Below are 26,054 nucleotides of genomic sequence, written 5' to 3' on the forward strand. Positions count from 1 at the left end.
TGGAAGTGGCTTTATCTTAGTTGTTTCAGTTAGAAAAAACGATGCTCGGCAAGAGGCTTCGGAAATTAGGAGTGCTCAGTCAAAACCATCATGATGCACGGTGTTATGTAGGGTTCGGCGCGCTCTGCTTGAAGAGTGAGCGCAGATCCAGGTGCGCATGACGCCCGGATTTGAGCTGCTGCCATTGCAGCACGCGGCGGATCGCCATCGGGGCGATGATGCTGCCGATCATGCCGAGCAGATCGGATTGAAGCGCTCTTTGAGCGATGATGTAACCGCAAGAACCGCCGATAAATTCGATGGACATGTAGCGCTTGACGCTCGATAACGTGACGACATAAATCACGAATTCATCCTTCTCTTTCTTAATGGGCATGGTATATTCCCCCGCTCCCTCATGTCTTTTAACACTGCAGCCAACGGTGTTTCTTCCTGGGGATCGTGTGTTAGATGCGCGTTTTTCACATGCCATTTTATGTATTTTTATAGGCCATTATGCATTCGGTGTCGGGTGAATACAAGCCCTGTTACGACAAAAACCAACCGTCTTGTCCAAAGAACGACGGTTGGATATAAACTCCTACTCAGGTTTCTTTTGTCCCGGATCTGCTTGCATGCTCTCGTCTTCGCCGGGATACTCCCGCTCGATGCCCATGTGCAGATTGCGATCCTCGTAATCGAACCGATTCGGAGGCCGCTGATCCTTGCGCCATGGCGTGCTCTTGCCGAGGGAATCGCTGCGAAGATCGGAACCGTAGGGTCCCTCGGGAAATTCCTCTGCCACCAGATCGTTCCGTTGGGATTCAACGGTAGACAAATCCGTGGACTCCGCTCGTTTTTCCTTCTCAAATCCGTTCATGCTAAAGACCTCCCGAAAAGGTACTTAACGTACCCTTTCAGTGTGCCCTGTATTAGAGGAATCATTCCGATATGTGCGCGGCACCGACTGTGCAAACTAAATATTACAGACCTGCAGCGCCGAATACGCTGTTGAAGGCTTGGCGCGATTTGGCAGCCAGCTCCTCTGGAGTACCCTCCGGTGTGGAAGGCGTCAAAATTTCTTGCGTTACCGGGCCCTTATAGCCGATATCGTTCAGCGCTTGAAGGAAGCCTGGCAAATCAATCACGCCCTCACCCGGATAAAGACGGTCATTATCGAGTACGTCCCGGATTGGAATGTCCTTGGCATCGTTGATGTGGACATGAACAATCTGGTCTGCGCGCAGCTGCCGGATATCGTCGGTTGTCATCTCGTTGGTGTACCAGTGATAGGCATCATACAGCAGCCCGACATTCGGCTCCCCGATGGCATCGATCCAATCCAACGTCTCTTGTACCGTCCATATGAACGGGTTCTTCCATTGGGTGCGAAGATGGTGCGGACCGACGAACTCCAGGCCCAATCGGATTCCGTATGCTCCCAGAATGCTGGCGCAGGCCCGCAGCCTGGAAGTGGCCAGCGCCATGAAATGGGCTGCAGGCGCGTCCGTGGAAGGAAGAATGTATGTACAGCAGCGGGTGCTGCCAAGCGCCTTGGCGGCGGCCGCGGCGGCCGGCAGCTTCTCGAGTCCGCTTAGGAACTGCTCGTTCGACCCTCTCCATTCCACCGGGAGACCGATCGCCCCGATTTCCAGTTGGCGGGATTGCAGCATTTCGGCAGCCGCTTCCGCGCCAAGCCGGTCCACAAGACCTTTGGCATCGATATCGACGCTTTGGAATTCATATTTGGCCGCAAGCTCGATAAACTGTAAATCGCTTTCAAGTTTTCCGAGCCCTGCGCTTGTTAAACCTTGCAGCATATTCATCGTCTCCATTCGCTATATGATGTCGTATTGCTAGAGCCGGGTGCTTGTTTATATCAACCCGGTTGGCATTTCATAGTTTCTATTATGATATGTTCAACTCTATAAATCTATGATCGCTTTTTAATTTTTTGAAGAAAGATAACGATGGTGGCCGCAGTCGGTTCGTTATTTTGGGAGGTTTTGTAATAAATCGGCATGATTTCTTACCGTTTCGAAGGGGATACAGGACGTGATGCCGAAATAACCATGTCATGTGAACTTCCATCTAACACGCGAAAAGGAGTTTTGACACAGAATGAATACCATTGAGCAGCGTAAGAAAGAGCTTGGCAACTTGCGTCCGGAACCAACGATCGACGAGCAGGTATTGAATATTTTTTGGGGGGGAGTGCTAAAGTCGCATGGGGACAGACCTCTTCAGATGGTTAGTAAACCGGAAGCTACGCCATATCCCCATATGGAGGTATCTCGGGTAACCTATCATGGATATGATGATACTCCTATCAACGCTTGGCATATAGCGCCGGCTAATCATTCATCGAAAGCAGAGGCCAGTCCGTGTATCGTAACCTTCCCGGGTTATACCGGAGACCGCGGATTTCCTGAACGGTATGCTCATTGGCTGATGCTGGGGTATACGGTGTTTGCCGTCGACGTCAGGGGTCAGGGCGGGGAGACGGGGAATTTGCTGCCGCTGGACAGCGGCGTGGTTAAAGGCTGGGTGTCGCAGGGGATTACGGATATCCATCGCTCCTATTACATGGCCATTGCCATGGATGCCGTGAGAGCCGTGGATGCGGCATCACGGCAGCCGGGAGTAGACCCTGCAAAAATCGCCGTGGTGGGCGGGAGCCAGGGCGGCGGCCTGTCGATGCTGGCAGGGGCGCTGAATCCCAAGGTTGCGGCCATCGTAGCCGACATTCCCAACATGTGCAGGATGGATTACGGCATTTTGTATTCGGTCAGCTCGCTGAACGAAATCGCCCAATACATAAAGCGGTACCCGGAGCAGCTGGATCAGATTTTGGCACATCTCGCGCATTTTGACATGCTGAATCTCGCGCCGAGAATCCAGGCGCCGATCATGGTGTCCGTCGGATGGAAGGATACGGTTTGCATGCCCGAGACTATCTATGCGGCTTACAACCGGATTGAGGCGGTAAAAGAAATCAGGGATTATCCGTTCTCCGGCCATGAAGTCAGTGAGTACCAGAAGCGGGAGGGTGTCTTGTTCCTGGAACGGGTATTTAACCGGAGATAGACAAATGAACGGAACGTGAAGATGGGAAGATGGGGCTTTTGTTCCGGTCAAGCAAGTGTAAAGGTGTGAAAAGAGCTTGGCACGAACGGTATAACACAGGCTTTAGCGTTATATATATGTTATATAAATTAACATAAAACTAAATACTGTTAACTTTTTTAACGTCAATGTATTGACAATCCTCTGTGTTTGCCTATAATTAAACCCAAGGACACAACGAACTCGATAAACACCCTATACCTACCCCGGTCAATGTAATAATAATTTACACAAAGGGATGTTGAGCCATGATGACAGCAGGCGAACTCAAACAGGATCTTTTGAGGGTTTACAACGCGATAAATAAGAAAATATTTAACGTGGGTGTAAAGCAGCAAAAAGTCGATTTCGTTGGCAACAAAATCATCATTGTGTCGAGGAATAGTAGAGTCCCCGTCCTAAAACTGCTGGATGAGAATTACCCCCTCTCTACCCGGCAGTTGGACCACCTTTTATTCCAGGTGTTCAAGCAGGAGATTAAAACCAGCCTGGAAGAGAAGTTTCCGTTTAAAATCATCTCCATTCTTAAAGATTATGATGCAGAGACCGAGTTTTCCGGTACCATCGTATTCTTGGAGAAGGAGATAGAAACATATCTGAACGACATGCCGGAACTCGGGTAGAGAGCGGGCCGATCGTCAGTTTGGTACCAAGGTACACGTTGGTGTGCGGCTTGGGGCTGGACTGGCGATTTTTTGTTACATCCGCTTTTGAAAATAAATGTGTGTTGTTACTGAAAAAACATGAAAAACAAAGAAGAGGAGGAAGGGCCATGACTCACAAAATCGAAATTTCGGGCGTCAGCAAATGGTTTCGCAGAAACGGGGAAGAGATTCCGGCCATGCGGGAGACGAGTCTGGCGATCGAGGAGGGGCGTTTTGTCAGCATAATCGGTCCCAGCGGTTGCGGCAAATCCACCCTGTTCAACATTATCGCCGGCCTGATGCCTCCATCCACGGGCAAAGTGATGGCCGACGGAAAGGATATCGTCGGTACGACCGGTTATGTGGGCTATATGCTGCAAAAGGACATGCTTCTGCCATGGCGCACCATTCTCGATAACATCATTCTGGGCATGGAGGTTCGGGGCGTTCCCTACAAGGAAGCCGTGGAGAGGGCGCTGCCCTTGATGGAAAAATACGGTCTGAAGGGCTTTGACAAGCATTATCCGAAGGAACTCTCTGGGGGGATGAAACAGCGTGCCGCGCTGCTGCGGACGCTGCTCTACGACAGGGACATCATTTTGCTGGACGAGCCGTTCGGTGCGCTTGATGCACAGACCCGGTTGACCATGCAGAACTGGCTGCTGCAGATCTGGGAGGACTTTGGCAAAACGGTGCTGTTTGTCACCCACGACATCGATGAAGCGATTTACCTGTCGGATGACATCTACGTATTCTCATCCAGGCCCGGCCGGATCAAGTCCAAAATCACCGTGACGATGGAGCGTCCACGCAAAACGGAAGACATGACGTCGCCGGCATTCATGGAGCTGAAGCATCATCTCATGGACCTGCTGTCGGCTGGGCATGAGGAAGAGCAAATATCGTAAAGCGAGAAGAACGAAAGGAGAGGGAGCCTGATGGAAACTGCACGCAAAGAGGCTTTTATCGTACATGCCGTGACACCCGCGGAGTCTGCCGCGGGTTCGTCCAAGCGGCCGGAGGTCGTGCCGTACATATTGGATGAAGAGGGACTGGAGCGCCGCAGGAGCCGGCGGATCGTTTGGGGAAGGGCCGCTGTAGCCGTGCTTGTTTTTCTGGTATGGGAAGTGTTCACCCGAATCGGCCTGCTGGACTCCTATTATTGGAGCAGCCCCAGTGCGATCCTTCGCACAACCTGGACCCAAATCACCGAGGGGACCTTGTTAAGGGACATTACGTACACGTCCGGTTCAACCATACTCGGGTTTGTGTTCGGCACCTTCCTCGGTGCACTGCTCGGGCTATCATTCTGGTGGTCGAAATCGTATGCAGGGATCAGCGAGCCGTACCTAATCATACTGAATGCATTGCCCAAACTCGCCTTAGCGCCCGTACTCGTCATTCTGCTCGGAATCGGATTCTTCTCGAAGGTGGCTCTGGCGTTCTCCATGACGGTTGTCGTGTCGGCCCTGTCGGCATACAGCGGCGTAAAGAGCGTGGACCCGGATATGGAAAAGCTGATGTACTCCCTGGGCGCCAAGCGGCATCAGGTCTTTACCAAGGTCGTTGTACCGTGGTCCATGCCCTGGATCATCAGCAGTTTACGGATCAATATCGCCCTTGCGCTGGCAGGTGCCATCGTGGGCGAGTTCATCGCCTCAAGCCAGGGCGTCGGCCGGATGATTATGTATGCAGGAACGATATTGGATATCAACCTCGTGTGGGTGGGCGTCGTCGTCCTGTCGATGCTGTCCATGGTGATGTACTGGGGCGTCGTCGTACTGGAGAAGTGGTTATCCAAGGGCTTGACCAAGCAATAGCACTAGACACATCCACCCAAAACGAACTATTTCTATTAAAAGGGGAATTCATATGAACAAAAAAATGAGGAAACGTTCACTGTTGTTCGCACTGGTCATGGTCACCGCCCTGCTTGGCGCCTGCGGCAACGAGAAAAGCGACGGCAGCACCGTCTCCGCTTCCGGCGACGGGAAGCTCAAGAAAATCGTGATCGCCGAGCCGCTCCACTCCACGGGCTATCTTCCCCTGTACGTCGCACAGCGCGAAGGCTACTTCGAGAAAAGAGGGCTGGATGTCGAGGTTATCCAAGCGGCAGGGGGAGCGCACGTAACCGCCGTGGTCAGCGGTGATGCCTGGGGCGTTATCGGCGGGACGGAGTCCAATGCCTTGGCCAACAACAACAATTCCGACCCGATCATCTCGGTCGTCAATGTCGTCAATCGGGCGAACGTGTATTTAATGGCTAAGAAGGGCACCGCGCCTGCGAGCGATTCCCCCGAGGACCTGAAGGCATTTTTGCAAGGAAAAAAGATTAACGCCGGCCGCCATGGCGGTACGCCGAATCTCTTAACCCGCTATCTGCTGATTCAGTTGGGGCTCGATCCGGAGAAGGATGTGCAGCTGCTGGAGCCGGCCGACGGCTCCACGGTGGTGACGATGGTTCAACAGGGCGCAGCCGATATCGCCAATGGAGCCGAGCCGCAAATCAGCGACGGAATTTCGAAGAACGTGTGGGAGGAGCCGTTTTACAAATTTCATGATCTCGGGGATTTCTCGTATTCGGTGCTCAGTGTGAAGAAGTCTACCATCGAGAAAGATCCGGAAGCCGTTCAAAGCTTTACCGATGCCATCATCGAAGCGCTTGAAGTCGTCCAGTCGGATAAGGAGCTGGCCAAGAAGAATCTGAAAGCCGAATTCCCCACATTATCCGAGGATGCGATACAAGCTGCGCTGGACCGTGCCTATGCAGACAATCTGTGGAGCTTGGACGGGATGATTTCGGAAGAAGCGTTGAAGCATGATATGGATGTCATGATAGAGACTGGAATTTTTAAGGGGGATTATACCTATGATGCCCTGGTGGATATGCAGTTTGTGAACCAATCCAAGAAGTAAGCATTAGAACATGATTCCAAATATACGGGCCTGAAGGGGAGAGTTACGATGAAATCTTTGAATCAACTGATGCTGGGAAGCAAAGCGGCGGTGATCGTGGTGGATGTGCAAAACGATTATTGCCATCCGGACGGGGCATTGCCTAGAGCGGGCTGCGATGTTAGCGGGGTGGCAGAGATGATGCCGCAGCTGCATAAGCTGCTTCATTCCGCCAGGGAGCTGAATGTGCCGATTATCTTCATCCAAACGCTGCATGAGAGAGCGACGGATTCCGAGGCCTGGACGACCAGGTCCTCCGGACGCTCGGCTCATGTGTGCCGGAGGGGAAGCTGGGGAGCGGAATTTTACGAGATCACGCCCGAGGCGGACGATATCATTGTCAATAAACATCGATACAGCGCATTTGTGAATACTAGACTGGATTCGGTATTAAAGACGCTGAAGATCGAGACCTTGATCATGACGGGAGTCAGCACCAATGTGTGCGTGGAATCGACGGCCCGGGACGGCTTCATGCTGGATTATCATATCGTGCTTGCTGCGGATGCCTGCGCGTCGTATTCGCAAAAGGCCCATGACATGACACTCGAGAATATCGAGGGTTATTTCGGGAAAGTTAGTGAGGTGGCGCATCTTATCGATATTTGGATGGATAAAAAACCCGAGGAACCGGTGCTGCCGAAATCGGCGGCGCAGCCGGCCATCAGTTAGCTTGCAAGGTATTCTGGTTCAAGCAGAGTGAAGCTCTCCGCATGGGGGAGCTTTTTCTCTGAGCGGCACCGAAATTCATGAATAAAGCGGGTGAGTCCTGCATGAACAGCAAATCAAGGATGATCGTTCAATACACCATATGTTTAGGAGCATTTCTGTCCAATCTGTCGGCCGGCATGTTCAACATCGCGCTTGTAGATATCGCAAGAACATTCGATTCCTCTATCCCCGCGGCACAGTGGATCGTGACCGCATATTTGCTCGTCATCTCCATCCTGCTCCCGGTCATGGGTAAGCTGGGGGACATGCTGGGCAGGCGGAAGATCCACAATATCGGCTATTTCGTGTTTATGGCCGGTGCGCTATGCTGCGCATTGTCTCCTTCCTTAAACGGTCTGATATCTTCCCGGATTCTTCAAGGCATCGGAGCGGCCATGTATCAAGCCACGAATATGGCGCTCATCATCTCCGTGTTTCCGAAGGAACAGCGCGGTAAAGCGCTGGGATTAATCAGCACGTTCGTGGCTGCGGGCTCCATGATCGGTCCGAGCCTTGGCGGAATCTTGATTCAATGGTTTTCGTGGCGGAGCAATTTTTGGCTGCTTACGGCGATCTCGCTGGTTGCATGGATATTCGCGCAGCGTTTCATTCCGAAGGACGAGCCGGATCAAGGCGTGAGCCGGCTGGACGTGCCGGGGGCTGCCTTTTTTGCGATATCCTTGACCGGACTGGTTACGGCCGTGAATTTGGGGGCTCAGTGGGGATGGGGTTCCTGGCAGGTTACGCTGCTGTTCATGATGTTCGGGGCAGGAGCCGCCGCATTCATCGGGTGGTGCCTGTCTTCGCGCTGGGAGCGAAAAGGGAAGGGCCATCTTCCGTTTATGAAGCTGGATCTGTTTCGGGATGCAGGCGTTAGCGTCGGAATCATCATTACCATCATCACCTATATGGCCGCTTTCTCCGCGCAGCTTGTGCTGCCGGTGTTTTTGCTCAGCGAGCTGGGCATCGAACCTGCGACGGCAGGGCTGATCATGATGGGGTACCCGCTGTCGTTGATCATATTCTCCCCCTTAAGCGGAAGCTTGTCGGACAAGCTGGGGACGTTCCCGTTATTGTCTGCCGGCTTGCTGGCCATGACGGCGGCGCTAATCGTGCTGGGCTTTGTATCGCCTGCGTATCCGATCTTCTTCCTGATTCTGCTTATCGTCCTGCTCGGCGGTTCCATGGGCTTGATCACGCCGCCGAACAATTCCCTGGTGATGGGTAGGACGTCCAAAACGGACCTCGGACTGATCAGCAGCATTTTGGCGCTGTCGCGAAATCTGGGGATGATGTTTGGTACGGCGGCGGGAGGTGCCATGCTGGCGCTTCCGGGTCAAGCGGCAGGGGGGCTTATCGGTTTTCGCATGATATTTGTGCTGAATACGGCGTTGGTTGCCATCGTTTATGTCACGATGCTCATATCGTTTCGCTTCGCCAGGCATAAGGAAACGTTATCTTCGTAAATGCAGAAAGAAAAAAAGGGTATCCCGCGGTCTGTTCAAGACCTGCAGGATACCCCTTTCCATTTCCGTTTGGCTTACGCGCGGTCCAGGATCGTCTGGAGCGTCGTGCGGTCCAAGCCCTTGACGAGCTTGATCAGAAGCTCTTTGGCTGCCTCGTAGTCGTCCGTGTGGATGATGGACGAAGAGGTGTGGATATACCGGGAGCAAATGCCGATGATGGTGGACGGAACGCCGATGCCGCTTAAATGCACTTGGCCAGCGTCCGTGCCGCCCGGCGACACAAAGTATTGGTATTTGATTTTGTTTGTCTCCGCCGTATCCTGAACGTACTCGACCATGCCGCGATGGGTCAGCATCGTCGGATCGAAGATGCGAAGCAGCGCGCCTTGACCCAATTGGCCGAACTGGCTCTTGTCGCCCATCATGTCGTTCGCTGCGCTGGCGTCCAGACCGAAGAAAATATCCGGCTGAATCAGGTTTGCCGAAGTGCGGGCTCCGCGAAGGCCCAGCTCTTCCTGCACGGTCGCACCGGCGTATACCGTGTTGGGAAGCTTCTCGCCATGGAGCGCCTGGACCAGCTCGATGGCAAGGCCTACGCCGTAGCGGTTATCCCATGCCTTGGCCATGATTTTTTTCGGATTGGCCAGCGGCGTGAATTCGCAGATCGGAACGACTTGCAAGCCGGGACGAATGCCGAACGACTCCGCTTCGGCCTTGTTGTCGGCGCCGATATCGATATACATCGTTTTGATGTCGACCGGTTTGCTGCGCTGCGCTTCATCCAGCAGATGCGTAGGAATGGAGCCGACAACCCCGACGACCGGGCCGTTGTCCGTGATGATCTGCAGGCGCTGGGCAAGCACGGCTTGGCTCCACCAGCCGCCGAGCGGCTGGAAACGAACCATGCCCGCTTCGGTAATGCCGGTTACCATGAAGCCGACTTCATCCATGTGTCCGGCCACCATGACTTTCGGACCTTCATCGTTACCGCGAAGGACGGCGAACAAACTGCCCAGCCGATCCTGCACGAACTCATCTGTATATGGAGAGAGGGCATCCTTCACCCAAGAACGGAGTTCCCTCTCAAAGCCCGGTGCAGCAGGGAATTCCGTTAATGTGCGGAATAATTCCAGTGTTGATTCATTCATGACGAAATCGCTCCTTTAGAAAAGGTATGTAAGAGTTTTTCCTTTTCTAGTATGCCCCTATACATCCGAAAAGTCTACAAAGCCGGCATCGTCAGGCTGCGTTATATAAATGTAACTGGAACAAGCACCCCCTATCCTGGACGGGAATACGATATAGAAAAACATGTGGATGTTTGTTGTCAGCGGGAAGGGGCAGAATATGAACCGCCATGGGATTGATGGATACGACTATCATGCCGAAGTCCGAGAACTTCTGCTCATTATGGTCTTGTTCATCCTACTCGTCATTTTATTGAAATACATTCTTATATAACGGCCGGCTCCAAACGAATCAAGTCAGCGAGTTTGAAAATCAGCTTTCAGGATGCTCCTGGAAGCTGATTTTCGCGTTGACGTCACTATGGCTGGACAAGCCATGATGCGTGGGCGAGAAGGATGATTTTCCAAACATAAAGGGAGATCATTCAAAGCATAATGATATGTGAGTGATATCCATAGCGGCTTTTCAGCGTTTGTTCAAGGGATTCCATACTTAACCAATTGCGGAGGTGTATTGAAATGTCAGGCTCCAACCAAAAGCCTAAGTCTGATATCACCACAATGAGCTCGGCGGAATATCAGACGATTGCCAAAAAGCATGAGCCTCCCCGCGCCGTGCTTAAAAATTGCTTGCGCGCTTTTTTGGTGGGAGGCCTCATCTGTTTGATCGGCCAATGCATTCAGCGTTTTTTTATGTCCGTATTCGATATGAGCACCACCGAAGCGAGCAATCCTACGGTCGCCGTATTGATCATCCTCTCCGTCATTCTGACGAGCTTCGGCGTATATGACAAAATCGCGCAATGGGCCGGAGCGGGCAGCGCCGTGCCGGTCACGGGGTTTGCGAACTCCATGTGTTCCGCTGCGCTTGAACATCGTGCAGAGGGATTGGTCCTCGGGGTCGGAGCCAGCATGTTTAAGCTGGCGGGCTCCGTGATCGTATTTGGTACCGTGGCTGCGTTCATTATCGGTATCATTTACGCTATTTTCGGCATCGAGGGGAGGTAACGCGATCATGAAGGTGATCGGTCAAACATGGCAGTTCGAGAACAAACCCGTCATCATCGGCACGGGAACGATCGTTGGCCCTGAAGAAGGGGAAGGTCCGTTGGCTAACGATTTCGACTATGTCTACGACAATATTGAGATCAACGAAAAAACATGGGAAAAGGCGGAACGGAAGCTGCTGGAGGACGCGTCGAGAAAAGCCGTCGAAAAGGCGGGCATCAAGGAAGACCAGCTGCAGTTTTTCGTGGGTGGGGACTTGATGAACCAGATCATCAGCAGTTCGTTTGCCGCCAGACAGATGGGCGTGCCGTATATCGGCGTGTTCGGTGCTTGCTCCACATCGATGGAGAGCCTTGCGGTCGCCTCCATGCTTGTCGATTCGGGCGGAGCCCAGTATGTCATGGCTGGTACGGCCAGCCATAACTGTACCGTCGAGAAGCAGTTCCGGTATCCGACGGAATACGGATCGCAGAAACCGCCTTATGCGCAATATACGATCACGGGAGCTGGCTGCTCCGTCGTTTCGGACAAGGGAGACGGACCTGCCGTGACGTATGCCACCATCGGCAAGGTGGTCGATCTGGGCATCAAGGATCCGTTCAACATGGGGGCGGCGATGGCTCCGGCGGCGGCCGACACGATCACAAAGCACTTTAAGGACACAGGCCGGCAGGCGAAGGACTATGATCTGATCGTGACGGGCGATCTTGCCTCGGTCGGGCTTCCCATTGCCAAGGACCTCCTGCAGCAGAACGATGTCATCATGGACGGCACGGTATTTGCCGATTGCGGCTTAATGATCTACGACATGGAAAAACAGAAATACGTCAACGCAGGGGGCAGCGGCTGCGGCTGCTCGGCGGTTGTCACCTACGGCCATATTTTGAAACGGATGCGCAAAGGCGAATTGAAAAAGGTGCTGGTCGTTGCTACCGGTGCCTTGCTGTCGCCCCTTTCTTACCAGCAGGGTGAGAGCATTCCGTGTATCGCTCACGCCGTAGCCTTAGAGATGGGAGGATAACAAGATGCAGTTTTTATGGGCGTTTATTATTGGCGGATTGATTTGCGTCATTGGGCAAATTATGATGGACGTTATTAAACTGACGCCGGCGCATACGATGAGTACGCTGGTGGTTGCAGGGGCCATCGCGGACGGCTTCGGATTGTACGAGCCGCTGGTGAAATTCGCGGGAGCGGGAGCCTCCGTGCCGATCACGAGTTTTGGCAACTCGCTTGTGCACGGCGCGTTGACGGAGCTGGGGAGGGACGGCTGGATCGGGGTCGTAACGGGGATATTCGAAGTAACCAGCGCGGGGATATCCTCGGCGATCATTTTCTCCTTCCTGGCAGCGCTGTTCGTACGTCCGAAGGGATAACATCGTGAACATCCAGAAGCAAAAGATCTCGGCTTTATGCCGGGGTCTTTTTTTTTCTGCCTAAAGGGCCTGTAAGAAGGAGAACAACCAAAATATCTCTACGAATGTACTCCGGGACTTCGATCATGTACAATAGTACTAAATTAAGTATTTATTCCCTTACAGGAGGTTAGTCATACATGCCCGTAAGCCAAGAATCCATGAAAATCATTACCTCGGTACGAACCAATCTGGAGTCGTGCCTGCTAGGCAAAGAATTTGAGATCCAATTGCTCCTTACGGCGCTGCTCGCTGGCGGACATGTACTGATCGAAGATGTGCCCGGCACGGGAAAGACCCAACTGATCAAAGCACTAGCGAAATCCATGCAGGGGGATTACCGCCGCATTCAATGCAACCCGGATATCCTCCCGAGTGATATAACAGGCGTTTCCGTATTCCACCCTCGAGACGAAATGTTTTACTTCCGACCGGGTCCGGTCATGACCAATATTTTGCTGGCGGACGAAATCAACCGAGCTACAACCAAAACGCAGTCGGCCCTGCTGGAAGTGATGGAGGAGCGCAGCGTAACGGTGGACGGGGCTACCCATGAACTCCCGCATCCTTTCATGCTGTGTGCGACCCAGAACCCGATTGATTTTGAAGGCACCTATATGCTTCCGGAAGCGCAGCTGGACCGGTTCATGCTGAAGCTGAGCCTGGGTTACCCTGATGCCGCCACGGAGAAGCAGCTGATGTACCGTTCGCGCGACGGGCAGCTGTCGGACAAGCTTCAGCCTGTGACGCATATGGATAAGATTTCATCCATTCAGCGCGAGATCCGCGAGGTATTCATCGGCGAGCCCGTTGCCGATTACCTGCTGAATATCACCCGCTCCACCCGTGAGCACCCTTCCGTTATGCTGGGCGCAAGTCCACGGGCCACCCTCTCCTTCATGAATGCGGTTAAAGCCTATGCCTTCCTGCAAGAGCGGGATTACGTTCTGCCAGACGACGTGAAGACGCTTGCTCCCTACGTACTTTCGCACCGGATCATGCTGCGTCCGGAAGCCAGGCTCGACAATGCGAGTCCGGAGTCGGTGCTTGAGTTTATACTCCGTCAGGTTAAAGTGCCTGTTCAGATGGGGAGATAGGCATGCGCCGCGCGGTTTCGTTATTTTTGAATGGCATGCAGCCGTCCAGACTGGCAGCGGTATTGGCGGTATGGTGCCTATGTCTTTTGTATGTTTTATTCCAGGGAGGGAAAACCTCGCTCATGCTCTTCTCCATGGTCAGCCTTCTGACGGTCTATCTGATCGGCGCGGGTTTTGGCGGGGTCAATCGCGTCAAAGCGCACCGGGTCGTCCTTGGGGGAACGGAGCGCGGTGGAGAACAGCTTCATGCCGGCGAGCAGGTGCGCGTTAAGCTCGAGGTCCATGTCCCGGGGCTGCTGCCGATGCCCTATATGATCGTGCGTGAAGTGCTGCAGAGGCATAACGGCGACTCCTGGTCCTTTGAAGACAGCGTCATTCCGAACCTCCGGGGGGCAGGCAAGCTTGTATTCCAGACTCCTCCTCTCGAACGCGGGCGATATGCTTTTTCCAAGACGGAATGCATAAGCGAAGATATCTTCGGATTGATGGAGCATAAGGGACGCATCGAGGTTCAAACGGATTTCCGCGTTCTGCCGAGAACCATTTATATTCCAAAGTGGCAGCGGAACATACGGAACTCCAGATTGGGCGGAACGCAAACCACGGTGTCGGCTGCAAGGCGGGAAACCACGCAGATTAACGGCGTCCGCGATTATGTGTATGGCGACCGGATCTCCCGGATTCACTGGAATGCAACGGCGAAGACCGGCTCTTGGAAATCGAAGGAATTCGAGCATGAGTCCTTCCCCAGAACGATGATCGTTCTGGATTGCGCCGCCGACGGATACGACAATGCCCAGCAATTCGAGCTTGCCGTATCGGCAGCCGCTTCGCTGATCGAATACGGGGCCAAGGAGCATGCGGGGACGGGGCTGTTCACGGCTGCCCAGGAAACCCAAATGTTCGCCCCGGCCGATCACGCCGGGGAACGGATGCGCATGATTCAGCATTTGGTTGACGTGGATTATAACCGGAAGAGCAAGCTGATTGCTGCCCTTGAGAAATCCTATCGCCATTTCCCAAAAGGAGCCTTGTTCCTGCTGATCAGCCCGATGAGCGGCAAAGAGGCTTCAGAGATCATGCGCTGGGTGGAGACCAGAGGAATGAACCCTTGCTTCTTGCAAATCGCTCCTTCCAAAGAAACAGCAAAACGCGATGAATCGATTTCGCTCCTGCAATCCCGAGGGATCTCAAGTTATTCGGTTGCTTCCCTCGACGAGCTTCCGGCTGCGCTGGGAGGTGGTGCATGATGAAGTTATGGCTGGACAAACTATCGACGACCTTCTTCAGCACGTTAACGATGCTGTGGATCTGGATCATGGGGATGCAGTGGGTATCCTTCACGGAAACGATATGGCTGTCGGAAACGACCGCCATCGTGATCGCGGCTTTAACGATTACGGCGGTTACCGAAGCGCTGCTGCCGATCAAGCAGGGTTACCGAGTAATTCTCCAGTTTCTATTGATCGTGTATTGCGTATACAGTTTGCTGAAAACTTCCGGCAATCCGGTTCCTGTCTTCGGAGCGGAAAGTTTCCTGACCGAAGAACTCCTGTATCTCTTTCCTTATTTATGGTTTGCTATCGCTGCTTGGGCCATGTTCCTCTTTCTTGCCCGCTGGGCCAAAACCAAGGGACGCGTCCTTCTTGTAGTCGGGATCCACGTCATTAGTTTTGCCATTTTGGATTCCTTCACGAAAATCGTGCTGTGGGATGAGATTGCTTGGGTCGTCGGGGCCGGAATGGGCTGGCTCGTATCCAGCCACTTCAACCGGTTCCGCAGACGCTTTCCTCAAGGATGGGTCAATCTGTCGAAGTATCCGTTTAAGATTATCGCCAATATTCTGGTCATTTTCTCATTGATTATCGTGGCCGGCGTGAACATGCCCCACGTGAAGCCGACACTGACCGATCCTTATACGGCATGGAGAGAGTGGAACGGGGTACCGTTATCCGGCGTCGGCACATCGGGGACCGGAACCCTTATCGAGTCGGCGTCCGAAAGCATGTCCGGTTACGGAAGAGAGGATAACGATCTTGGCGGCGGTTTTAATTTTGATTATTCGCCGGTGATGTCGATCACCTCGGAAGAACGCAGCTATTGGCGCGGCGAAACCAGAGCCGTGTACTCGGGCACGGGCTGGGCTGACGGAGCCAGCAGCCGTCGATCCGGGACGGGAGTCGACATCGGCGACTCCTTGCCGGGAGAAGCCGGCACATCCGTACCTACCAAAAAGCTGGAACAATCGGTAACGATGCTGAGCGACACGGTGTATCCGGTCTTGTTCGGGGCCTACAGCGTTCGTCAGCTGGAAAGCCTGGATGAGGACATCGATCCGGGCCGGCTCAGCTGGGTGACCGAAGGCGCGGAGATGCATTTGGACGACGTTCGCGATGCGGAATATCCGAAGAGTTATACCTTGACGTCGGAAGTTCCCGTCATCCCGATCGATGAGCTGAGCGCCAGAACTTATGATGAACTGTATTCCGGCTCGTTCGACGAAGCCTATGTCCAGATGCCGAGAAATTTCCCGGACCGCGTATCGGATCTGGCCGAAGAAATTACGGCGGACGGAGACACGCCGTATGAGAAGGTTATGCTTTTGCAACAATATTTAACGAGCAACTATACCTATACCAACACCCCCGACCTTTCGCTCAAAAAGAGCGACGATTTCGTAGATGCCTTTTTGTTCGAAATTATGGAAGGGTATTGCGATTACTTCTCCACGTCCATGGTGATGATGACTCGGTCGCTGGATATCCCTGCACGCTGGGTCAAGGGTTACGCCCCCGGCAGGATGACGGCTTCGGAATACGTTCCGGTCGACGGTCAAACCTCGATCGAGCCTGATAACTATACCGTTACAAACGCTGACGCCCATTCCTGGGTTGAAGTTTACTTCGGCGAGTACGGCTGGGTTCCGATCGAAGCGACTCCGGGATTCAGCATGCCGATTCTGACGGCCGACGCCGACGCTGAGCCCGTCATCGAAGAGGAAGTCGAAGAGGAAGAGAAGGCCGAGGACGAGGCAGCTCCTGCCCCAACTTCTGATAATCCATCATCCGGATGGGTTAAAATCATAGTAACGGCAGCGGTGGTTGTCATCGTGCTGTGGATTCTGTATATCTTGTGGAGAATGCGCATCAGCCTGCGCTTCGCCGGGGCACGGATTCGAGCAGGCAAGCCGCTGACGGCAGCGGATAAGGTGATTGCCGAGACGGAACGCTGGATCCGTTCCGTGCAGCGCAAGGGATTGGTAAGGCAAGAACATGAAACGCTCCGTGAATCGGTTCGCCGCTGGGCATATGCACATCCTGAACTGGAAGCAGAGCTGAGACCGCTGCTGCAGCAGTTTGAGGCTGCCCGTTACAGCCCTGCGGAAGTGAAGGAAGAGCAGTGGCGCTCGGTCCAACAGGATGCCGAGAAGCTGAAGAAGTCCATCAAGAAGGTCCGCATTGTGCCGGACAAACGTCTATCAACGTAATCCAAGAAGACAGACCGCGTCACAAGTGGTTGTTCTTGCGATATCAGGATAGCTTGATATGAATACGTTCTGATATCGGTCATTTCAAGACCGCCCGGTCCGCTTCGACGGCTGCCGGGTGGTCTTTTGCTGGTAAAGATTGCAATCCGGAAAGAAGGAAGGCGCCGGCCGTGATTATTTTTACTAAGGAACCGGAATATGGTATAGTTTTTCGTATGAAATTGAGGTGACGAATTTGTTTGAAATGTTAATCCCAAAGCTCCGTGTCAACACGGTTTTTGATATTAACCTGGAGGAATTATATGAGCAGGGGTATCGTGGAATCATTACCGATTTGGACAATACCCTTGTTGGGGCCAAGGCGCCGCTGGCCACGCCGGAATTGGTCGTTTGGTTCAAAAGAGTGAAGGAGATCGGTTTCCAGCTCATTATCGTCTCGAATAATCAGCTCGAGCGCGTATCTAAATTCGCGACGCCGCTGGACATCCAGTATGTGCATGAAGCCCGCAAGCCAAGCAATACTCCGTTTCGCAAAGCGATGAACATGATGGAGCTCACTCCGGAGAAAACGGTTGTTGTCGGCGACCAGATGCTGACCGACGTATACGGCGGGAATCGGCTCGGCTTGTATACGGTTCTGGTTATGCCCATCGCCATCAACGATGAAGGATGGTTTACCCGCCTTGTCAATCGTCGGGTGGAACGCATCGCCTTGACCCGTTTGCGCAAAAAAGGATTATGGATGGAGGAGGAACCGAAATCATGACGTTGCCTACAGGCGGAGATGACATCAAGAAGTGCAGCGGCTGCGGCATACCGCTTCAGAGCGCTGCACAGGACAAGCCGGGCTATTTGCCGGAGAAGGCTTGGGACCGAGACCCGGTTATTTGCCAGCGCTGTTTCCGTATCAAGAATTACAACGAGGCTTCTTCGGTCGCCGTAGACCAGGATGAATTTTTACGGCTGCTCGGACAGATCGGCGGCAAGAATGCGCTGGTCATTCACATCGTGGATCTTTTCGATTTTGAAGGAAGCCTGATTTCAGGGCTGCAGCGGTTTGTCGGCAACAATCCGGTGATTCTGGCGGTTAACAAAACCGATCTTCTGCCGAAGGTGACCAATTGGAACAAGGTTCTGAATTGGGTGCAGAAGCAGTGCAAGGAGCATGGCCTGAGAACGGAAGACATCGTGCTCTGCAGCGCGAAGAAGAACCAAGGCTTTGAGCGGCTGCTGGAGACGGTTGCGCATTACAGGGGCGACCGGGACGTCTATGTGGTCGGCGCCACGAACGTGGGGAAATCCAGCTTGATCAATCGCCTGATCCGCGACTACAGCGATCTGGACCAGGAGCTGACCGTTTCCCGTTATCCCGGAACGACGCTCGATATGGTCAATATTCCGCTGGATGACGGCCGGTATATTATTGATACGCCGGGCATCGTGTACCCATGGCGCTACAGCGAGCTCGTGAGCCGTGAGGATCTGGGGACGGTCATGCCGGAGAATCCGCTGAAGCCGATGGTATACCAGCTGAACGAAGGGCAGACCCTCTTCTTCGGAGGTTTCAGCCGCTTTGATTTTCTGCAAGGGGAGCATCAATCCTTTACTTGCTTCATCAGCGGCAGGCTCGGCATTCATCGGACCAAGCTGGAACGGGCGGATTCGCTATTTGCGGAGCATGCCGGGGAGCTGCTGTCCCCGCCGACCAAGGAACGGCTTGAAGAGCTTCCGGAATGGACGAGACACGAAATTCGTATTCCTAAGGGTGCGCGCCAAGACGTGTTTATCTCGGGACTCGGCTGGATCAAGATCAACGGTGAGCAGGGAGCGCTTGTAGCGGTTCATGTACCTAAAGGAATCAAAGTCCTGTCGCGTCCATCCCTGATATAAGTGATATATCCCAATGGTAACCGTCCGGCTATCATGGGAGAGGCAGAGGAGAAATGAAAGTGAATCCAATGAACGAGCGTGATTATTTGCTCCTTGGCGTAATGGGGGATCCGATCGGCCACTCGAAATCGCCGGCCATGCATGATGCGGCGATTAACGCCCTCGGTTTGTCAGGAGCGTACGTCCCCCTTCATATTCGTCCGCAGGGCCTGGGCGACGCCATCCAGGCCGTCAAAGCACTGGGATTTCGAGGGGTGAACGTAACGATCCCGCACAAGGTGGAAGTCATGAAGTATTTGGACGTCGTCGATGAAGGGGCGCAGCGCATCGGTGCCGTGAACACCATCGTCAATGACAACGGCAAATTGACGGGTTACAATACGGACGGCATCGGATATGTTCGTTCATTAAAGGATGAAGCCTGTCCCGACCTGAAGGGAAAGCGAATCGTTGTCATCGGTGCGGGCGGTGCCGCAAGAGGCATCATCTATGCCCTCATCGGCGAAGGGCCCGAGAAGATATCCATTGTAAATCGGACGTCCGCCAAAGCATTGGCGCTTGCCGAGGAGTGGGGCTCGCTTGCGGACTTGAGAGGGTACGGAGAGGAACAGGCCGGAGAGGCGTTGTCGGATGCCGATGTAATCATTAACACGACCTCGGTGGGCATGTTTCCCCGGGTTTCGGAGCTTCCCATTCCGCCGGAGTCCATACGTGAAGGGATCGTTGTCAGCGATTTGATCTACAATCCGTTGAAGACCGAGCTGCTGCGGCAAGGGGAGCTTCGGCGATGCACCATACACGGCGGGCTTGGAATGTTCATTAATCAAGGTGCCTATGCATTCGAATATTGGACGGGTCTGACGGCACCCGTGCAGGCCATGAAGGAAGCCGTTCTGACCAGCTTCCAATCCGAGTCTTAATATCTTTGTTTATTGATTAATGCTTATGCAAAAGCTACAATATAGCTTTCGACAAGCGCCAGGTTTTAATAATTGAATGTTTAAGGAGTAATGACCAAGCATGTTAACAGGAAAGCAAAAACGACATTTACGCTCGCTCGCCCATCATCTGGATCCGCTGTTCCAGGTAGGCAAGGGAGGCAGCAACGAGCATCTGATCCGTCATATTTCCGAGGCGATCGAGAAGCGGGAACTTATGAAGGTATCCGTGCTCAACAACTGTCTTGAAGACCCGCGCGAAATCGCCCAGGAGCTTGCTGAAGGAGCCGGAGCCGAGCTGGTGCAGGTGATCGGCAAGACGATCGTGCTTTATAAAGAATCGAAAGACCACAAAACCATCGAACTGCCGTAGGGGGGCCGGACGGCTCCAGCTTAGCGGATATTAATAACTCTCTAATTAGGGGAGGTGAACCCGGATGAAGGTAGGGATAATGGGCGGAACCTTCGATCCCATTCATATCGGGCATATGCTCGCAGCCGAATGCGCGCGGGACGCTTACGATCTGGAAGAGGTGTGGTTTATGCCAAGCCACATTCCGCCGCACAAGGAAGATGCCGGCGTAACGGGCCTGATGAGGCTGGAGATGACCGCTGAAGCCGTAGCCGGTCATCCGTCGTTTCGCACGTTGGATTGGGAAGTGAAACGCGGCGGCGTCTCCTACACGGTAGATACGGTCAGAGAGCTGCGCGATGCGTACCCCGAGCATGACTTCTACTTCATTATCGGTGCGGATATGGTTGCGTATCTTCCCAAGTGGAACCGGATCGGCGAACTGGCGGGAATGCTGACTTTTATCGGGCTTAACCGTCCCGGAACCGAACTATCGGTGGATGATCTGCCTGATTTTCTGCAAAAGGCGGTTGTCACGGCCGAGATGCCGCTGATCGAAATCTCCTCCACCATCATTCGGAGCCGGGCGGCATCAGGTTCGTCCATCCGTTATATGGTGCCGGACCGAGTATACGATTATATTGTTAGGAGCGGTATTTATGGATTACAGCCGTGATGAACTCATAGAAGCCGTATCCTCCCAGATGCCGCCCAAGCGCTGGGAGCATACCAAAGGCGTCATGGAAACCGCGGTCATCCTTGCCGGCAGGTTCGGAGCCGACCCGGTTAAGGCGGACTTGGCCGCCATCCTTCATGACGTGGCCAAATACTGGCCCGTGCAGAAGCTTCATCAGATGATGGTGGAGCATAAGCTCTCCGAAGAGCTGCTCCATTACGACAAACAGCTTTGGCATGCTGAAGTCGGGGCATTCGTAGCGGAGCACGAATATGGCGTAACGGATGCCGAAGTGCTTGATGCCATCCGGTACCATACGTCGGGGCGCATCGGCATGACGCTCCTTGACAAGGTGGTCTGCCTGGCGGATTATATGGAACCGGGAAGGGATTTCCCCGGCGTGAATAATATTCGCGAACTGGCCAACCATAGCCTTGAAGAGGCGCTTGCAGCCGGTTTTGATTCGACGATTGGACATCTGCTCTCGCGCAGACAAATCATTTTTCCGTTGACGGTGCTAGCCCGCAACGATCTAATTAAGCAATTGGAGGCGAATTCATGACGTTGAAACCGAATGAATTGTTAAATGTGGCAGTAGCTGCCGCTGAAGATAAAAAAGCGATGGATATCGTGGTCCTGGATCTCAGAGGGATTTCCCTGATCGCCGATTATTTTGTCATTTGCCACGGTAACTCGGATACCCAGGTTCAAGCGATCGCAACCGAGGTCCGCAAACGGGCTCATGACGAGGGCGTGGCATTGCGCGGACTGGAAGGAATGGACGCTGCCCGTTGGGTGCTGATGGACCTTGGCGACGTGATCGTTCATATTTTCCACCGCGATGAGCGGGAATACTATAACATTGAGCGCCTGTGGTCGGATGCCAAAGTGGTGGAGAACGTATGAGCCTGATTGCCGGCACATTAACGAAACTCGTTGTATCCAGGGAAGTGTCCCCTTACGGTTATTTTCTGGATGGCGGAGATCGGGATGTGCTTCTTCACTATTCGGAGCTTACGGGTAAAATCGAGCCGGGGGATACGATAGAGGTCTTTATATTCTTCGATACGGAAGACCGCCTGGCCGCAACGATGAAGAAGCCGTACCTAACGCTGGGCGAAACGGCGAAGCTTGAAGTGGCCGACGTCCATCCGCGCCTCGGCTGTTTCCTTGAGATGGGACTTGGCAGGCAGCTGTTGCTTCCGATCCGGGAATTGCCGGAGCTGCGGGAGCTTCACCCGCAAGTGGGAGACCACGTGTTTGTGATCATGGAGCATGATAAGCAAGGCCGGCTGCGAGCGAAACTCGCCGGGGAACAAGAGCTAGCTCCGCTTGCGTTCCATGCGCCGGATTCGTGGAAAGGCCAATGGTTTACTGCCCTGGTGTATAAACCGCTCCAGATGGGCACGTTTGTCATCATCGACGGCGGCGTGGTCGGCTTCGGCGCGATCGGCATGATCCATTCCTCGGAACGGACGCGGATGCTGCGTCTTGGCGAAGAGGTAAAGGTTCGGGTCAGCCATATCCGGGAGGATGGCAGGGTCAACCTGTCCATGGTTCCGCAAAAAGAGATCGGACGGACCGATGATGCAGACCGGCTGCTGGCTTTTCTGAAGGAGCGTCCGGGCCATGCGATGCCGTATTCGGATGAAACGCCGCCCGACATCATCAAGCAGCGGTTCGGCATTAGCAAATCCGCCTTTAAACGCGCGCTTGGCAAGTTGATGAAGGACGGTTTGGTTACGCAAAAGGACAGCTGGACGTATATGGTCAATCAAGAGGAGAACTCCGGTTCAAACGAATAACCCGGCAAGGTAGGGGAAGCTTCTAAGGAAAGTGGTGTCATCATGTTGTCTTACCGCAAGTTTGCTTACGTATATGATCAACTCATGGAAGACATGCCGTACCCGGACTGGATCCGCTTTGCGAGAACCGCCTGGGAGAAGCACGGAATGCCAAAAAGCGTCGTCGAGCTCGGATGCGGGACAGGCAGCATCACCATACCGCTCGTCAACTCCGGTTTTGAAGTAACGGGGATTGACCTGTCAGCGGATATGCTGTCGGTTGCCAGGCGCAAGCTGGAGGGCACGCCCCAGGGACATCGCTTGTTCCGGGAAGGGAGCGTCCGCTGGGTGCAGCAGGACATGCGTTCCTGGGAGCTGCCCGAGCAGGTGGATTCCGTCATTTCATTTTGTGATTGTGTGAACTACCTGCTGGAGGAGAAGGACATCCGCTCCGCTTTTGCAAGGACCTACAACGGTCTCAAGGAAGGCGGCACGTTCCTGTTTGACGTGCATCACCCCAATACGCTGCTGCGATACGACGAAGAGCAGCCATTTGTTCTGGATGAACGGGAAGTGTCCTATATATGGACATGCGACCTGGACGAACGCCGGATGGAGATTGAACACCATCTCTCCATTTTTGCACGGGATGACCAAGACCGAACGATCTACCGCCGCTTTGAAGAAACGCATGTCCAGCGGGGATACGACCCGGAATGGATGAAGGTTGAGCTGATTAAGGCCGGATTCCGGGACGTGAAATGCTATGCCGATTTTGAGTGGACGGAAGCGGGTCAGGATGCATCCAGGCTGTTCTACGTTGCCGTAAAATAAACGAATACCCTAAGGAGAAGGCACGCTTCTTCGTCTATTCAGGACGGAGGAGGTGCCTTTTTTGGTTATATAAGAGTGCCTATACTTTGAGTCCGGGATTTTTCAAAAATCGCTGCGGATGCGACGGCTCATCGCGGTCTGTTCTCAAGAGAAACACGTCGATAGACTCAGTTCTTGCGTCAACGGGCGATTCATTATATTCAAAGACATTTCTTTTCGGCTTTATTTGACTGTGGTTAAGGTTCATAGGAAGGGATATGGGTTTGCTTTCGGGACTGTGCTACGATGGGGGATAGATAGGATGGGCAGATATGAGAGCGCTATCTTTCGGGAGGCTTTTAACCATCCGGAACGCACTGAATGACATCATATGAGTTCAACGTTGGTCAAATGATGCATAAGCTAATAAATTTGGTCGAGAGAGGATGAATGATTATGAAACTGTCCGTATTTACGGTCGCCACCCCTGATTTACTGCCGGAGGAATTGGCCCAAGCGGCGGCAGATGCCGGTATCGAAGGGATCGAGTGGCGCTTCAAGGAGATTCCGGCGGAGGCTGCCGGAGAGAAGCCTTCCTTCTGGCGGCATAACCGCTGCTCCATCGATCCGAACGGCACGCAGGAAGATTGGCTCAGATTTAAGCAGGCAGCCGACAAGCATGGCCGGCGCAGTCTTGCGGTCGTTCCTTATCTGACCTGCGGCGACGTGGAAGCGACGGAGAAGGTCATGCAAGCGGCCAAGCTGATCGGAGCCTCTTTCATTCGTGTGGGGATTCCGGGATATAACCGAACGCGCAATTACAACGAACTGTACGACCAGGCGGTTCGTTACCTTCATGAGGTGCAGGATCTTGCTGCCGCTTACGGGGTTAAAGCCGTGGTGGAAACCCATCATCTTACGATCACTCCGAGCGCCGGACTGACGCACCGGCTCGTATCCCACTTCAATCCGCAGCATATCGGCGTGCTGTATGATCCGGGCAACATGGTCCATGAAGGTTACGAGAACTACCGGATGGGCTTGGAGCTTCTCGGTCCCTACGTGGCTCATGTCCATGTGAAAAACGGGGGTTATCGAAAAACGCCTTCCGAGGATGGAAGCTCGGCATCCTGGTCCGGAGAATGGGTCTCGCTTGACCAAGGGGCCGTCCCATGGAAGCAGGTCATTCAGGATTTGCAGTCGGTCGGCTATGAAGGTTACTACGGAATCGAGGATTTTAGCGGGACGTTTGAATCCAGGGAGATGCTGCTTCGTTTTGCCGAGCAGATGAACATGTGGGCAGACCATAAACAAAGCGTATAGGACACTTATGAAGGAGGCGATAGATATGGAACAGGTAAGAGTAGGGGTTATCGGACTGGGGATGGGTTTTTCGCATGCCAAATCGCTTGCCGCGGGGCGGATTGCGGGGGCGCGGCTTAGCGCCATATGCGACCTCAACCCGGCCAAGCAGGAAGAAGCGAGGGCTACGCTCCCTTCGGACGTGAAAATTTGGAGTGACACGGACGCTATGATCTCTTCGGGAGAGATCGATGCGGTGATTATTGCAACGCCCCATTATGCCCATCCTCAAGTGGCCATCGCGTGCCTGAACCAAGGACTCCACGTCCTGATTGAGAAGCCGGCGGGCGTGTATACGAAGCAGGTGCGGGAAATGAACCGCGCGGCCGAAGCAAGCGGCAAAGTGTTCTCGATCATGTACAATCAGCGCTGCAATCCGCTGTATAAAAAGCTTAGAGAGCTCATCGCGGCCGGCGAGCTCGGCGAGGTGCGGCGGATGAATTGGATCGTCACGAATTGGTACCGCTCACAGAGTTATTACGATTCAGGCGGGTGGCGCGCTACCTGGGCGGGAGAAGGCGGAGGCGTCCTGATTAACCAATCTCCGCACCAGCTGGATCTGTGGCAGTGGACAACCGGCATGATGCCGAAAAGAATCCGCGCATTTTGTTCGTTCGGCAAGTACCGGAACATTGAAGTGGAAGACGACGTGACGGCTTATGCGGAATACGAGAACGGCGCCACGGCCGTCTTCATTACGACAACGGGGGAAGCGCCGGGCACGAATCGGTATGAAGTGACGGGAGACCGCGGTAAAATCGTCATCGAGGACGGCAAGCTTACCTTCTGGCGTCTCCGGGTGCCTGAACCGGAGTTCAATCAGCAGTATACCGGGGGCTTCGGCGAACCGGAATGCTGGAAATGCGAGGTGCCGATTTCGGGGGACAATCCGCAGCATAACGGCATCATCCAGAACTTTGCGGACGCCATTTTGCACGGAACGCCATTGATTGCGCCGGGCGAAGAGGGAATCCACGGATTGACCCTGTCCAATGCCATGCATTTGTCCACCTGGACCGACAATTGGGTCGACCTGCCGTTGGACGAAGATCTGTATTACGAGATGCTGCAAGAACGGATAGCGAATTCGTCCACCCGGAAAACGGTCAAGGAGATCGGGCCGGTGGATATGAGCAAGACGTTTGGCGCTTATTAAATTACAAT

General features: G+C 53.7%; 29 protein-coding genes. 25 read left to right on the top strand and 4 right to left on the bottom strand.

Annotation, left to right across the window (positions count from 1 at the left end):
- Positions 1 to 103: 103 nt before the first annotated feature.
- The 3 genes from MHI43_RS08500 to MHI43_RS08510 all read right to left on the bottom strand — a co-directional run bounded on the left by MHI43_RS08500 (position 104) and on the right by MHI43_RS08510 (position 1,799).
- A complete protein-coding gene (locus MHI43_RS08500; protein WP_015734142.1) occupies positions 104 to 376 on the bottom strand; it encodes a hypothetical protein in 273 nt (90 codons plus the stop codon).
- A gap of 204 nt (positions 377 to 580) precedes the next feature.
- Complete coding sequence (locus tag MHI43_RS08505) at positions 581 to 859, bottom strand: hypothetical protein (RefSeq protein ID WP_015734143.1); 279 nt, start codon at positions 857 to 859, stop codon at positions 581 to 583.
- 103 nt (positions 860 to 962) lie between these two features.
- Positions 963 to 1,799 (bottom strand): sugar phosphate isomerase/epimerase family protein, encoded by an 837-nt coding sequence (locus tag MHI43_RS08510; RefSeq protein WP_015734144.1) that lies wholly within the window; start codon positions 1,797 to 1,799, stop codon positions 963 to 965.
- A 301-nt stretch (positions 1,800 to 2,100) separates the two neighbouring features.
- Here MHI43_RS08510 and MHI43_RS08515 point away from each other — a divergent pair, with 301 nt between their 5' ends.
- The 7 genes from MHI43_RS08515 to MHI43_RS08545 all read left to right on the top strand — a co-directional run bounded on the left by MHI43_RS08515 (position 2,101) and on the right by MHI43_RS08545 (position 8,881).
- Positions 2,101 to 3,066, top strand: a complete 966-nt coding sequence (locus MHI43_RS08515; RefSeq protein WP_036666120.1) for an alpha/beta fold hydrolase — start codon at positions 2,101 to 2,103, stop codon at positions 3,064 to 3,066.
- Between the two features lie 287 nt (positions 3,067 to 3,353).
- The gene (locus MHI43_RS08520; protein WP_009592183.1) at positions 3,354 to 3,728 is read left to right on the top strand and encodes a DUF2294 domain-containing protein; all 375 of its coding nucleotides are present in this window, start codon (positions 3,354 to 3,356) and stop codon (positions 3,726 to 3,728) included.
- Between the two features lie 149 nt (positions 3,729 to 3,877).
- Entirely contained in the window at positions 3,878 to 4,657 is a 780-nt protein-coding gene (locus MHI43_RS08525; protein WP_009592193.1) for an ABC transporter ATP-binding protein, read from the top strand.
- A gap of 30 nt (positions 4,658 to 4,687) precedes the next feature.
- Positions 4,688 to 5,569, top strand: a complete 882-nt coding sequence (locus MHI43_RS08530) for an ABC transporter permease (protein ID WP_036666118.1) — start codon at positions 4,688 to 4,690, stop codon at positions 5,567 to 5,569.
- Between the two features lie 52 nt (positions 5,570 to 5,621).
- On the top strand, positions 5,622 to 6,665 hold the full coding sequence (locus tag MHI43_RS08535; RefSeq protein ID WP_036666116.1) for an ABC transporter substrate-binding protein: 1,044 nt from the start codon (positions 5,622 to 5,624) through the stop codon (positions 6,663 to 6,665).
- A 48-nt stretch (positions 6,666 to 6,713) separates the two neighbouring features.
- Complete coding sequence (locus MHI43_RS08540) at positions 6,714 to 7,376, top strand: cysteine hydrolase (RefSeq protein WP_036666115.1); 663 nt, start codon at positions 6,714 to 6,716, stop codon at positions 7,374 to 7,376.
- Positions 7,377 to 7,453: 77 nt separating this feature from the next.
- Positions 7,454 to 8,881, top strand: coding sequence for an MFS transporter (locus MHI43_RS08545; protein WP_341283249.1), 1,428 nt, complete (start codon positions 7,454 to 7,456; stop codon positions 8,879 to 8,881).
- Between the two features lie 74 nt (positions 8,882 to 8,955).
- Here MHI43_RS08545 and MHI43_RS08550 read toward each other — a convergent pair whose 3' ends face one another.
- Positions 8,956 to 10,029, bottom strand: coding sequence for a M42 family metallopeptidase (locus MHI43_RS08550; RefSeq protein WP_009592187.1), 1,074 nt, complete (start codon positions 10,027 to 10,029; stop codon positions 8,956 to 8,958).
- Between the two features lie 163 nt (positions 10,030 to 10,192).
- On the opposite strand from MHI43_RS08550, the gene MHI43_RS08555 reads away from it, so the two are divergent.
- From MHI43_RS08555 to MHI43_RS08640, 18 genes are all read left to right on the top strand, one after another.
- Complete coding sequence (locus MHI43_RS08555; RefSeq protein ID WP_341283250.1) at positions 10,193 to 10,342, top strand: hypothetical protein; 150 nt, start codon at positions 10,193 to 10,195, stop codon at positions 10,340 to 10,342.
- A gap of 245 nt (positions 10,343 to 10,587) precedes the next feature.
- Positions 10,588 to 11,076 (top strand): stage V sporulation protein AC, encoded by a 489-nt coding sequence (gene spoVAC, locus MHI43_RS08560; protein WP_015734151.1) that lies wholly within the window; start codon positions 10,588 to 10,590, stop codon positions 11,074 to 11,076.
- Positions 11,077 to 11,083: 7 nt separating this feature from the next.
- Positions 11,084 to 12,097, top strand: a complete 1,014-nt coding sequence (gene spoVAD / locus MHI43_RS08565; RefSeq protein ID WP_009592199.1) for a stage V sporulation protein AD — start codon at positions 11,084 to 11,086, stop codon at positions 12,095 to 12,097.
- 4 nt (positions 12,098 to 12,101) lie between these two features.
- Positions 12,102 to 12,452 carry a stage V sporulation protein AE gene (gene spoVAE / locus MHI43_RS08570; RefSeq protein WP_015734153.1) on the top strand — a complete coding sequence of 117 codons (351 nt, stop codon included), beginning with the start codon at positions 12,102 to 12,104 and terminating at the stop codon, positions 12,450 to 12,452.
- A 179-nt stretch (positions 12,453 to 12,631) separates the two neighbouring features.
- On the top strand, positions 12,632 to 13,588 hold the full coding sequence (locus tag MHI43_RS08575) for a MoxR family ATPase (RefSeq protein WP_009592163.1): 957 nt from the start codon (positions 12,632 to 12,634) through the stop codon (positions 13,586 to 13,588).
- A gap of 2 nt (positions 13,589 to 13,590) precedes the next feature.
- Positions 13,591 to 14,838, top strand: a complete 1,248-nt coding sequence (locus MHI43_RS08580; protein ID WP_036666114.1) for a DUF58 domain-containing protein — start codon at positions 13,591 to 13,593, stop codon at positions 14,836 to 14,838.
- Positions 14,835 to 17,075 (top strand): transglutaminase domain-containing protein, encoded by a 2,241-nt coding sequence (locus MHI43_RS08585; RefSeq protein WP_036666113.1) that lies wholly within the window; start codon positions 14,835 to 14,837, stop codon positions 17,073 to 17,075. Before MHI43_RS08580 ends, MHI43_RS08585 begins: the two co-directional genes overlap by 4 nt.
- 235 nt (positions 17,076 to 17,310) lie before the next feature.
- Entirely contained in the window at positions 17,311 to 17,841 is a 531-nt protein-coding gene (locus tag MHI43_RS08590) for a YqeG family HAD IIIA-type phosphatase (protein ID WP_015734156.1), read from the top strand.
- Positions 17,838 to 18,965 (top strand): ribosome biogenesis GTPase YqeH, encoded by a 1,128-nt coding sequence (gene yqeH, locus MHI43_RS08595; RefSeq protein WP_036666111.1) that lies wholly within the window; start codon positions 17,838 to 17,840, stop codon positions 18,963 to 18,965. Before MHI43_RS08590 ends, yqeH begins: the two co-directional genes overlap by 4 nt.
- Positions 18,966 to 19,018: 53 nt before the next feature.
- Positions 19,019 to 19,885 (top strand): shikimate dehydrogenase, encoded by an 867-nt coding sequence (locus tag MHI43_RS08600; protein WP_036666109.1) that lies wholly within the window; start codon positions 19,019 to 19,021, stop codon positions 19,883 to 19,885.
- A gap of 100 nt (positions 19,886 to 19,985) precedes the next feature.
- A complete protein-coding gene (gene yhbY / locus MHI43_RS08605; RefSeq protein ID WP_009592173.1) occupies positions 19,986 to 20,276 on the top strand; it encodes a ribosome assembly RNA-binding protein YhbY in 291 nt (96 codons plus the stop codon).
- 64 nt (positions 20,277 to 20,340) lie between these two features.
- Positions 20,341 to 20,931, top strand: coding sequence for a nicotinate-nucleotide adenylyltransferase (gene nadD, locus MHI43_RS08610; protein ID WP_036666107.1), 591 nt, complete (start codon positions 20,341 to 20,343; stop codon positions 20,929 to 20,931).
- Positions 20,915 to 21,493 (top strand): bis(5'-nucleosyl)-tetraphosphatase (symmetrical) YqeK, encoded by a 579-nt coding sequence (yqeK, locus tag MHI43_RS08615; RefSeq protein WP_036666105.1) that lies wholly within the window; start codon positions 20,915 to 20,917, stop codon positions 21,491 to 21,493. Before nadD ends, yqeK begins: the two co-directional genes overlap by 17 nt.
- Positions 21,490 to 21,837 carry a ribosome silencing factor gene (gene rsfS / locus MHI43_RS08620; protein WP_009592160.1) on the top strand — a complete coding sequence of 116 codons (348 nt, stop codon included), beginning with the start codon at positions 21,490 to 21,492 and terminating at the stop codon, positions 21,835 to 21,837. The genes yqeK and rsfS overlap by 4 nt, the downstream gene beginning before the upstream one ends.
- Entirely contained in the window at positions 21,834 to 22,736 is a 903-nt protein-coding gene (locus MHI43_RS08625; protein ID WP_036666103.1) for a S1-like domain-containing RNA-binding protein, read from the top strand. Before rsfS ends, MHI43_RS08625 begins: the two co-directional genes overlap by 4 nt.
- A 42-nt stretch (positions 22,737 to 22,778) precedes the next feature.
- A complete protein-coding gene (locus tag MHI43_RS08630; protein ID WP_009589238.1) occupies positions 22,779 to 23,549 on the top strand; it encodes a class I SAM-dependent methyltransferase in 771 nt (256 codons plus the stop codon).
- A gap of 435 nt (positions 23,550 to 23,984) precedes the next feature.
- Positions 23,985 to 24,851, top strand: a complete 867-nt coding sequence (locus MHI43_RS08635) for a sugar phosphate isomerase/epimerase (RefSeq protein ID WP_036666102.1) — start codon at positions 23,985 to 23,987, stop codon at positions 24,849 to 24,851.
- Positions 24,852 to 24,876: 25 nt separating this feature from the next.
- Positions 24,877 to 26,046 (top strand): Gfo/Idh/MocA family oxidoreductase, encoded by a 1,170-nt coding sequence (locus MHI43_RS08640; RefSeq protein WP_015734164.1) that lies wholly within the window; start codon positions 24,877 to 24,879, stop codon positions 26,044 to 26,046.
- The last annotated feature ends 8 nt before the right edge of the window (positions 26,047 to 26,054 follow it).

The sequence above is a fragment of the Paenibacillus sp. FSL H8-0457 genome, assembly GCF_038051935.1.
GTDB lineage: Bacteria > Bacillota > Bacilli > Paenibacillales > Paenibacillaceae > Paenibacillus_AQ > Paenibacillus_AQ lautus_A.